This is a genomic window from Rhizobium sp. M1 (assembly GCF_002531805.1).
Taxonomy (GTDB): domain Bacteria; phylum Pseudomonadota; class Alphaproteobacteria; order Rhizobiales; family Rhizobiaceae; genus Rhizobium; species Rhizobium etli_C.
In genome coordinates, this window is the sequence record NZ_NWSW01000100.1 from 1 (window position 1) to 1850 (window position 1850).

Annotated in this window: 1 pseudogene; it reads right to left on the reverse strand. The window is 58.1% G+C overall.

From position 1 onward, the window contains the following. Positions 1–533 precede the first annotated feature (533 nt). A pseudogene (locus CO655_RS33060) lies at positions 534–1716 on the reverse strand (transposase). Positions 1717–1850 lie beyond the last annotated feature (134 nt).

Consider the following 1850-nt stretch of genomic DNA (forward strand, 5'->3'; position numbering starts at 1 on the left):
AGGCTCGCCAGCTTGCCGCTTGCCATGCGGAGCCCGCTAAAATTGGCCTTCATTTAAGCAGTTCGAGTGATGTGTTGGACATGCAGCGTGAAGGGTGCCGTCAGAATTTCCGATTCCAACCAATCTTTCCGCCGGCCTTTCTGATTTCGCCGCCTCAGGCAACGGAACCATTGCGGTGTAGCTGCTTGCAGAACCCGTTGCACGCCTGATAGTTATGCGACCTATGGGGCGGCGATCAGGATGAGACGCCGTATTGCCTCACCCAAGAGTGTTCCTGGAGAATAATGTCGTTGGCTCACTCGATGTTTTCGAATGCCTCACGGGTTGTTCCGATCGTATCCCCGCACCTGGTGCAGGTGACGGAGGTAGCGAAGCCGCTCGCGAGCGCGCCTCTCAATAGCGCTGTAGCGAGCGGGCGGCTTCGCGGGCGGTCATCATGTTTTCCGGTGGGGTCGGTTGTCGAAGGCCAACCTGGCGGTAAGAGCGCGGATGACGATCCTGTATTGTTCGGTAATGATCTCACTGCCCGACCTCTATACTTTCCGTCTGCCGCGCGGCATCGGCGAATGGCCCGAACACCAGCGCATGGCCTGTGTACTGCGCCAGATTTTCATTCGGCGCTGCACGGTCCGAATGAGGCCGTCGGGATACACGCCGGGGCATTTGACCTGCAAGCGTTCAAGCAACTCTCGCGAAGTTCGCCAAGGCTCCGCCTCGAACCATTCCTCGAGTTCGGCAGTGACGGCGAGTAGAGGATCGGGCCTCCGCCGCTCTCGCTTGGCCGCTGGCTTGGAGCTGGCAGTCGGTTTCACTTCACCACCACGCCAAGCAATCCGTAAGCCAGAAAGAAAGTCTTCGAGCGTCAGGTACATCGCCTTGAGCCAAAGGCATGTATCCTCCGGCGTGCGTGGGTCGTCAAGCAGCCGCTGGAAGAGTGTGGCAGGACGATGATAGCGCTTGATCACCTTGGCTCCGTCACGGTGCTTTTCTTTCAGCTTGAATGATGGCTGAAAGAAATTCACGAACAACCGCATTGACGAATAAAGCTTGGCCAGCTCCCGAGTGGCTCGCAGCCCCTCGAAGCGTCGGTATCCAACGATCTTGCGCACGATTGCGCCATTCTTCTGCTCGACAAATGCCTGATCATTCTTTCGGTAAGGGCGGCAACGGGTAAGTTCGATATTATCGCGCAAGCAATACTCATGAACACTCTCGTTCATGAACACACTGTCGTTATCGGTGTCGAAGCCCAGCAGCGGGAACGGCAGCAACTTGCGCAGTTCGGCCAACGCAGTGATCAGTACCGTTTGCTCGCGAACCATCCTTGAGGACCCGATCAATCGTCGCTGGGCTCATCGTCAAGAGTCGCCGGCGCGTCTCGCTATTCATATCGCCGTGTCCATGACGTTCCATCGCTTCGATTAGTGTTGGCAACAGGGGGTGTAGTCGCTTGCCGCAAATTCGATCCGACGCCTCCCAAACAACGACGAGCGCCGCCCGCACGTCGTCGCCGTAAACCCGGCGCCCTGGCCGAGGACCACCCTTCGCCGGTTTGCGTTCTCCTCGCAGCAGTCGCATCGCATGCTTGCGATGAAAGCCCGTGAGCGCCACGAACTCGTCTAACATCCTCGCCTTCTCGGCCCGCCCGCCTAACACATAGCGACAACTGATCGCTGCCACCAATTCCGCACGTGTCGCCATGCTGACCTTCCTCATCACAGCTCCCGAGGTTGATTCGGCGGGAGCAATTTAGATGAGGCAATAACCCATTCTCAGGGAGCAGTTCAGGCGAGGCAATGCGCGCGACAAACTGGCGGTGCCTTTGATTGTCGCGAATGAGGCTGGCCTGC